General features: G+C 62.2%; 9 protein-coding genes. 5 read left to right on the forward strand and 4 right to left on the reverse strand.

Annotated features, from left to right (window positions below; translation table 11 throughout):
• The first annotated feature begins 52 nt into the window (after window positions 1-52).
• Genes N4Q37_RS27015 through N4Q37_RS27025 form a run of 3 tightly spaced genes read left to right on the forward strand, consistent with a single transcriptional unit; the run spans window position 53 to window position 2058 of the window.
• The gene (locus tag N4Q37_RS27015; protein ID WP_260963241.1) at window positions 53-1183 is read left to right on the forward strand and encodes a PepSY-associated TM helix domain-containing protein; all 1131 of its coding nucleotides are present in this window, start codon (window positions 53-55) and stop codon (window positions 1181-1183) included.
• Window positions 1180-1374 carry a hypothetical protein gene (locus N4Q37_RS27020; protein ID WP_260963242.1) on the forward strand — a complete coding sequence of 65 codons (195 nt, stop codon included), beginning with the start codon at window positions 1180-1182 and terminating at the stop codon, window positions 1372-1374. The genes N4Q37_RS27015 and N4Q37_RS27020 overlap by 4 nt, the downstream gene beginning before the upstream one ends.
• A 54-nt stretch (window positions 1375-1428) precedes the next feature.
• The gene (locus N4Q37_RS27025) at window positions 1429-2058 is read left to right on the forward strand and encodes a glutathione S-transferase (RefSeq protein WP_260963243.1); all 630 of its coding nucleotides are present in this window, start codon (window positions 1429-1431) and stop codon (window positions 2056-2058) included.
• 241 nt (window positions 2059-2299) lie between these two features.
• Here the strand turns inward: N4Q37_RS27025 and creD are convergent, their stop codons facing one another.
• The 4 genes from creD to rloA2 all read right to left on the reverse strand — a co-directional run bounded on the left by creD (window position 2300) and on the right by rloA2 (window position 6451).
• The gene (creD, locus tag N4Q37_RS27030) at window positions 2300-3673 is read right to left on the reverse strand and encodes a cell envelope integrity protein CreD (protein ID WP_260963244.1); all 1374 of its coding nucleotides are present in this window, start codon (window positions 3671-3673) and stop codon (window positions 2300-2302) included.
• 102 nt (window positions 3674-3775) lie between these two features.
• Window positions 3776-5194, reverse strand: a complete 1419-nt coding sequence (creC, locus tag N4Q37_RS27035) for a two-component system sensor histidine kinase CreC (RefSeq protein WP_260963245.1) — start codon at window positions 5192-5194, stop codon at window positions 3776-3778.
• Window positions 5194-5874, reverse strand: coding sequence for a two-component system response regulator CreB (gene creB, locus N4Q37_RS27040; protein WP_260963246.1), 681 nt, complete (start codon window positions 5872-5874; stop codon window positions 5194-5196). Before creB ends, creC begins: the two co-directional genes overlap by 1 nt.
• Before the next feature lie 70 nt (window positions 5875-5944).
• Window positions 5945-6451 (reverse strand): retropepsin-like aspartic peptidase RloA2, encoded by a 507-nt coding sequence (gene rloA2 / locus N4Q37_RS27045; RefSeq protein ID WP_260963247.1) that lies wholly within the window; start codon window positions 6449-6451, stop codon window positions 5945-5947.
• A gap of 313 nt (window positions 6452-6764) precedes the next feature.
• Between rloA2 and N4Q37_RS27050 the strand changes: the two genes are divergently transcribed.
• The gene (locus N4Q37_RS27050; protein WP_260963248.1) at window positions 6765-7658 is read left to right on the forward strand and encodes an acyltransferase; all 894 of its coding nucleotides are present in this window, start codon (window positions 6765-6767) and stop codon (window positions 7656-7658) included.
• Between the two features lie 80 nt (window positions 7659-7738).
• Window positions 7739-8387 (forward strand): RHS repeat-associated core domain-containing protein (locus N4Q37_RS27055; RefSeq protein ID WP_260963249.1); only part of this gene is annotated, 649 nt, incomplete at its 3' end.

The following is an 8387-nucleotide window of genomic DNA, read 5'->3' on the forward strand; positions in this document are numbered from 1 at the left end:
TCGTGGCGAGGGGATTTATCCCCTCGCCACACCCTTTCGCATTCGGATCGATATGAAAAGCAAAACCATCCGCCGCTGGTCCTTCGTCCACACCTGGACCAGCCTGATCTGCACGGTGTTCCTGCTGATGCTGGCGATCACCGGGCTGCCGTTGATCTTCCATCATGAAATCGAGCACCTGCTGGGCGATGCGCCGGAGCTGCGGGAAATGCCGGTCGATACCCCGCCGCTGGACCTGCAACAACTGGTGGAAAAAGCCAAGGCCCATCGCCCGGGCGAAGTGGTCCAGTATTTTGGCTGGGATGATGACGAGCCCAACGGCGTGACCACCATCATGGCGCCGACGCCGGGCACCGAACCCAATGCCTCCCACACCTTCATGCTCGACGCACGCACTGGCGAAGCCCTGGAAATGCCCTCGGCCAACGGTGGTTTCATGATGGTCATGTTGCGCCTGCATGTGGACCTGTTCGCCGGGTTGCCAGGCAAATGGTTGCTGGCCTTCATGGGGTTGTTGTTCGTGATCGCCATCATCTCCGGCGTGGTCTTGTACCTGCCGTTCATGCGCCGCTTGAAATTCGCCACCGTGCGCCAGGACAAATCCACCCGCCTGCGCTGGCTCGACCTGCACAACCTGATCGGCGTGGTCACACTGGTCTGGGCACTGACCGTAGGGGTCACCGGAGTCATCGCCGCGTGCGCCGAACTGATCATCGGCGCCTGGCGCAACGACAGCCTCAGCGCCATGGTCGCCCCTTACCGCGACACCCCGCCGCTGACGCAACTGGCACCCGCTACCCGCTTGCTGGATATCGCCAGGGACGCCGCGTCGGGCATGGCGCCAAGCTTCATCGCTTTTCCCGGCACGCTGTTCTCCAGCGAGCACCACTATGGCGTGTTCATGAAGGGCAACACGCACCTGACTGCCCATTTGCTGACGCCGGTGCTGATCGACGCCAGCACCCTGGACGTCACCGCCGTGGCCGAACGGCCGTGGTACATGGACGCCATGAGCCTGTCGCTGCCGCTGCATTTCGGCGACTACGGCGGCCGGCCGATGCAGATTTTCTGGGCGGTCCTCGACGTATTGACCATTATCGTCCTCGGCAGCGGTGTGTACCTGTGGCAGGTGCGGCGTAAAGCCGCCAGACGCGCAACGACCGGCATGGAGACCGTCTCGTGAAGCCCCGGCAATCAAGTTTCTGGAAAGTGTTCGGCATGCCCATGGCCATCGGCGTCCTGTGCGCCGCTGGGCTGTTCAGCGCCTTGCTCGGCGATGGCCCGTGGGACGCCGTGAGTTGGCTCGGGCTGGGCATTCCCTGCGCGCTGGGCATGTGGGGCCTGCTTGCGCAGGCTCGGTCGCGCCTGCCTTGAACAGCGATGAACGCGCTATGCTGCGCAACAAGTCCCACTGATCGAGACGTTGCCATGTCCACCCCCAGCATGACGTTGTTCCACAACCCTGCCTCGCCCTTCGTTCGCAAGGTCCTGGTGCTGCTGCACGAAACCGGTCAGCAAGACCGCGTGGCGCTACAGCTCAGCCAACTCACGCCGGTCAAGCCGGACCGGGCGCTCATCGAGGACAACCCGTTGAGCAAGATCCCGGCCCTGCGCCTGGCCAACGGGACGGTGATCCATGACAGCCGCGTCATCCTCGATTACCTCGACCACCAGCATGTCGGCAACCCGCTGATCCCTCGCGACGGTGCAGCCCGCTGGCGGCGCCTGACCCTGGCCTCCCTGGCCGACGGGATCATGGATGCCGCGGTGATGATCCGCTACGAAACCGCCCTGCGCCCCGCCGAGAAACATTGGGACGAATGGCTCGATGCACAACGGGACAAGATCCGCCGCGCCCTGGGCGTGCTCGAAGCCGAGGCGATTGCCGAACTGGCCTGCCATTTCGACGTGGCCTCCATCAGCGTGGCCTGCGCCCTGGGCTACCTGGACCTGCGCCATCCCGACCTGAATTGGCGCAAGGCCAACCCGCAATTGGCGGCGTGGTTTGCCGAGGTGAGCTTGCGGCCGTCGATGGTCGAGACGGTGCCCAGGGTTTAGTACTGCACTGACCGGTCAGGCCTCATCGCGGGCAAGCCTTGCTCCCACAGGTTTTGCTCCCCCAGGTCAGGTGCAATCCTTGGGAGCAGGGATTGTAAAAGCATCTCCTGTGGGAGCAGGGGCTGTGGGAGCATGGCTTGCCCGCGATAGCTGCGCAGCGGATCCCGAGGAAACAACCCGGCAATCTGCATCACCAACACCTCACGCAATTGCCGGTCCTCCCGCAACCCCAACGACCGGCTCATTTGACTTCTCCCAGATCGAAGGTCATTGCGGCGGCAGGCTTCGCCCCGACACCGTACCAGTCCAGCTTGCGGGTCAATACCATGAACGCGCCCAGCAGGCCGAACAGCAGCAACGAGCCCATCAACAGCGCGTAGTCTTCGGCGCTCAACAGCCCGTAGAGCAAGGCGTACAACGCCGCCAACCCGGCCGAGAAGCCCAGGCCATGGCTGACGCTGCGCAGCACGTGGCAGACATAGAAGCCGATCAACACGACACAGGCGCTGGCCGACGCCAGGTACGCCAGGGCAAAACCGATGTGTTCCGACAGCGACAGCAGCAACAGGTAGAAGAACGCCAGCGCCACACCCACCAACGCGTACTGGATCGGGTGCACCGCCAGGCTCTTGAGCACCTCGAAGAGGAAGAAGCCGGCGAAGGTCAGGGCAATGAACAGCAGCGCATATTTGATCGCCCGGTCGCTCTTGAGGTACTGGTCCACCGGGTCGATGAAACTCACACCGAAGGCGCGGCTGCGGAATTCTTCACAGTTGTCGCTGGGCAGGCAGTTTTGCAGCGCTTCCTCAAGGTTGGTGGAAAAGAACGACGTCTGCCAATCGGCGTTGAAGCCTTGCTCATTGATGTCGCGACTGACTGGCAAGTAGCTGCCGATGAAGCTCGGGTGCGGCCAGTCTGCGGCCAGATGCACTTTACTGCTCTTGCCCACCGGCAGGATCTGCAACTCGCCGGTCCCTTGCAGGCGCAGGTCGAAACCGAAAGTCAGGTCCGCACTGCCCTGGCCGGTGACCATCGGCAGCGGCACATGCACGCCTTGTCCCAACCAGCCGACGCGCGAGCCGGGCAGGATATCGATGGTCTTCTGGTTCAGCGTCAGGGCCAGCGCATTCTCGATGCCGCGAATGTCACTGATGCCCACGCTCAGGTACGGCTCGTCGAAGTGGTAACTGCTGAGGTCCTTGGATGCGACGCCATAGTTCTCGGGCACCTTGAAGCGCCCGTCGATGCGGTTGTCGGCATGGAACAACCGTGCCTCGTAGATCCCCCGGGCACGGGTTTCGGTGCGGACCTGGCCGTCGAGTTCGAATTGCTCCGGCAGGAAATACAACTCGCCGCGCTGCTCGACCGTTTCCTGGAAACGCACACCGGTCTTCTCATTGGTGTTCCATACCCGCACATCCCGACGATACGGCACCACCAGCAGCGGCCCGACCAGTTGCTGGCTGTTGCTGGAACTGCGGGCGATGTCTTGCAACACACCGTCGCGCAGTTCCTGGCGCTCGTCGATGACGCCGTTGATCATCAACAGCGGGATCATCAGCAAGAGAATCAAGAGGGCAATCATGCCCAGTTTTATGGCGAGGCTGCGGTTCATGTGGGGCTCTCCCTGTTCGAATGAAGGAGAGTCTGGGAGGGCTGTGTGCCGGGGTTATGGAGCGAATGTGGAGATTGTGTGGAGATTGCACAGCGATATTTTTCAGGGCAACCGCAACACCACTTCCACCCCACCCTCGACATTGCCAATCGTGAACGCCCCCCCATGCAACTGCACCACTTCCGCCACGAAATTGAGCCCCAGGCCGGTGCTCTTGCGGCCGCTGTCCGGACGCGGCAGGGAGTAGAAACGCTCGCTCAGGCGCGGCAGGGCGTAGTCAGGGATCGGCTCGGCCTGATTGAACAGGCGGATTTCGATGCGGCTGCCGATGCGCTCGGCGCTGATACGCAAGCTGCCACCGGGCGGTGTGAAGTCCAGGGCGTTCTCCAGCAGATTACCCAGGGCCTGGCGCAACAGGAACGGCTCGCCCGTCAGCACCAGGTCCTGGGCGATGCGCTGTTCGATCGTCAACTGCCGATGCTCGATCCGGCCGCCGCAACCTTGCAGCAGCTCATCGAACAACCCGGCCAACGGCACAGCGACGTTCTCCTCCAGCCCCTGGCGTTGTTCGACCTGGGCCAGGTTGAGCAGACGCTCGATCAACTGCTGCATGCGCACGCTTTCGCTGTCGATGTTGCCGACAAAGCGCTGGCGCTGGGCGCTGGGCATGTCGCCCTGCAGTAACTCGGCCGCCCCGCGAATCGCCGCCAGTGGACTTTTGAGTTCATGAGTCAGGGTGTGCACGTAGCGCTCGACGTAGGCCTTGCCTTCCAACTGGGTGCGCATGTGCTCCACCGCACCGGCCAGTTGCTCGAACTCACCGCCGCGATAATGCGGCACCTCCACCCGACGCCCCTGGCTGACGGCTTCGGCATACGCGGTCAGGCGGCGCAACGCCGCGCTGAGCCACCACGACAGCAAGGCGCCCAGCAACAGGCCCAGGCCGATCAACCCGGCCCCGTAGGCCAGCAGGCGCCGTTCGGTGCGGTCGACATAAGGCTGCAACGAGCTGTTGGGCTTGGCGACGGTGACCACGCCGATGATCTGGCCGTTGTCGCGGATCGGTGCGCCGACGTGCATCACCGAAGACGTCGCGTCATCCGGGTTGCTGCGGGTCGAGCGGGCCCCGTAATGGCCGCGCAGGGTCAGATAGACGTCGTTCCAACGGGAATAATCCTGGCCCACCGCCGTACCGCTGGAGTCGAGCACCACGATGCCCTTGGCATCCGTGACGTAGATGCGATGGTTGACCTGGTTCTTCGGCAGGCCCCAGATCTTCGCCGCCGGCTGGCGCTCGCCGTAGGCCTTGAGCAGTTGTGGCCAGCGATTCTGGTTGAGGGTGCCGGCCTTGAAATCGTCCCGCAGGATCTCGGCCATCAGGTTGGCCGTGTCCACCAGGGTTTCCTCGGTGGACTGGCGCACCCCGGGGCGGATCTCCTCCATCACCGTGTTGAGCACGAAATAACCGGTCAAGGCGATGAACAGCACATACACCAGGAAAATCCGGATCCCCAACGACATCAGCTGTGCCCCGGGCTGTAGCTGTAGCCCAGGCCGCGATGGGTCTGGATCGGCTCGGCCTCGGCGCGGACCAGGCGCAACTTGGCGCGCACGCTCTTGATGTGGCTGTCGATGCTGCGCTCGTAGCCCGCATCGCTGGCCACGCCCAGGGCATCGAGCAATTGTTCGCGACTGAACACCCGTTCAGGTTGCTCCAGCAGGCAATTGAGCAAGCGAAACTCGTGGCGGGTCAGGTTCAGCGGTTTGCCACGGTAGCTGATCTGAACCCGGTCGGGGTCCACCAGAAACAACGCCGAGCCCAGCTCCGCGACCGGGCGTGGCGCCACCCGCTTGAGAATCGCCCGGACCCGCGCCGCCACTTCCCGCGGGCTGAAGGGCTTGACCACATAATCGTCGGCGCCGATCTCCAGGCCCACCACCCGATCGATCTCGCCATCCCGGGCTGTAAGAAAAATGACCGGAACGTCGCTGAAACGTCTGAGATTTTTACAAGTCTCGAATCCGCTGATATCCGGCAGGCCCACATCGAGGATGATCAGGTCCGCCGGGGTGCTTTTCTGGTGATCGAGGGCGGCCGCGCCCAGGCTCAGCCAAGTGGTGTCAAAGCCCTCCCCTTGCAGGGCAAACACCAGCGTATCGGCGATAGCGGCTTCGTCTTCGACAATCAGAATATGAGGCATGGCTTGCGAGCCCGACAGTAAAGTTGCCGGAACGGTGCCCCAAGGCTCGAAGCGCGTCAATCAGGGAAAATCAGCACTCCGGCTTATCCGCCGTAAACCGCCGCGCCGGGTTCACCGCCGCGCCGAACTCGCGCAACGCCTTGGCCCCGATCAACAACGGATAATTGAAACTGCTGCGGTCGGTCAGGTTGACCTCCACGGTGCGCTTGACGTTGCCCAGGCACATTTCCAGCTCCACCACCGGGCGCTTGCTGGGGGCGATTTTTTCGTCGTCTTCCTCGTCTTCCTCGGAGCGCGTCTTGATCTTGCTGATGCGGGCGATCTTGTGTTCGTAGACCTTGTTGCTCGCGCCCTTGGTGGCGAGGCGAAAGCGTACCCAGTCATCGCCGTCGCGGGTGAACATTTCGATGTCCTTGGCAGACAGCGAGGCGGTCAGGGCGCCGGTGTCCATCTTGGCCTTGAGCACCTCGCCGCCGATTTCCGGCAGCGCGATGTATTCGTAGCGCCCGTACAGGGTCGGGTCGGCGGCCAGCACTGGCAAGGCCACCAGGGAGAGCAGGGCGAGAAATGATTTCATGCGGTAGGGCTTCCTCTGTTTGGGTGTTTTTTAGACCGTGACCCATGAATTCGTTCGGTCGATCGCGCACCTGTGGCGAGGGGATTTATCCCCGCTAGGCTGCGCAAGCAGTCCCAAGTCAGACAACACGGTCTGCCAGGGAGATTGAGTTCACTGCTTTAGGGCTGCTGCGCAGCCCAGCGGGGATAAATCCCCTCGCCACAAAAACGCTCCCAATCTACCGGGGCCAAAGTGAAACTTTCGTCCAAGCCGATTTGGCCTGTCACCCGAAGCTGCTTATCATGGCCCGCCCACCCGTTCGCAAGAGTCGTTTATGCGCCGCCTGCTCACCGGCTGTTTCGTCACGCTGCTGTTGTTGCTCAACACCCTGGTGCTGTTCGGGCCGTTGCTGGTGTTCGCGCTGCTCAAGCTGGTCCTGCCCGGGCGTTTTCGCGACTATGCCTCTTGGGCGGTGATGTGGATCGCCGAGACCTGGGCCGAAATCGACAAGTTGATCTTCGCCCTGTGCATTCCCACTCGCTGGGACATCCGCGGTGGCGAAGGCTTACGTGGCGATACTTCTTATCTGGTGATCAGCAACCACCAGTCCTGGGTGGACATCCCGGCCCTGATCCAGGCCCTCAACCGTCGCACGCCGTTTTTCAAGTTCTTCCTCAAGAAAGAACTGATCTGGGTGCCGTTCCTGGGACTGGCCTGGTGGGCACTGGACTACCCGTTCATGAAGCGCTACACCAAGGCGTTCCTGGCGAAAAATCCGGAACTGGCGGGCAAGGACCTGGAAATCACCAAGGCCGCCTGCGAGCTGTTCAAGCGCCAACCAGTCACCGTGGTGAACTACCTGGAAGGCACGCGCTTCAGCGCCGCCAAAAACCAACAGCAAGCATCGCCCTTCAGCCACCTGCTCAAGCCCAAGGCCGGCGGAGTGGCGTTCGTGCTGGCGGCGATGGGTGAACAACTGGACGCCGTGCTGGACGTGACAGTGGTGTATCCGCAACAACGGATTCCCGGCTTCTGGGACCTGCTCAGCGGCGCGGTGCCGCGGGTCATCATCGACATCCAGACCCGCGAACTGGACCCGGCGCTGTGGCGCGGCGATTACGAAAACGACCCGGTGTTTCGCCAGTATGTGCAGGATTGGGTCAACCGGCTCTGGACCGAGAAGGACCGGCGCATTGCGGCCTTGCGTAACGAAGGACAGGGTTCCTAACAGTTCTGATAGTAGGCAGCGGCGGGGAAAACTCCGATGCTGAAGGTCCGGATTTTCGGACCTTGCACGGAGCCCGGCGTATGCCCACCTGCCCTCGCGAAACCGTACTGTGTCGCTACCACTACGATCCACTTGATCGCCTGACCGACTGTGCGCCCGCCACTGAAGCCCACATCCAGCGTTTTTATTGCAAAAGCCGATTGGCGACCGAGATACAGGGAGCGGTCCAACACAGCGTCTTCCAGCACGAAGACCAACTGTTGGCGCAACTACGGCGCGAGTCCGCAAAGGTCGACACCACGCTGCTGGCGACCGACCAACAGCGCTCGGTATTGAACGCCCTTGATGCATCTGGCCCCCACCCTCTCGCCTACACAGCTTACGGTCATCGCCCGGCTGAAAACGGCTTGCTCAGTTTGCTTGGATTTAACGGCGAACGGCCGGATTCGGTGACCGGGCATTATTTGTTGGGGAATGGGTATCGGGCGTTCAATCCGGTGTTGATGCGGTTTAACAGTCCGGACAGTTTGAGTCCGTTTGGGGAGGGAGGGGTGAATGCGTATGGGTATGGTTTGGGGAACCCGTTGACCAACCAGGATCCAACTGGGCACTTCCCATTAAGAGCCATCCTTAGCTCCATCGATGACTACATAGGGACTGTCAGATTTTTTGTGTTCGGGCCGGTAGCGGCCTGCCGTCAGGCAGGCCTTGATTTCACCAGGTCGGCCT

Source organism: Pseudomonas citri (genome assembly GCF_025336485.1).
Classification (GTDB): domain Bacteria; phylum Pseudomonadota; class Gammaproteobacteria; order Pseudomonadales; family Pseudomonadaceae; genus Aquipseudomonas; species Aquipseudomonas citri.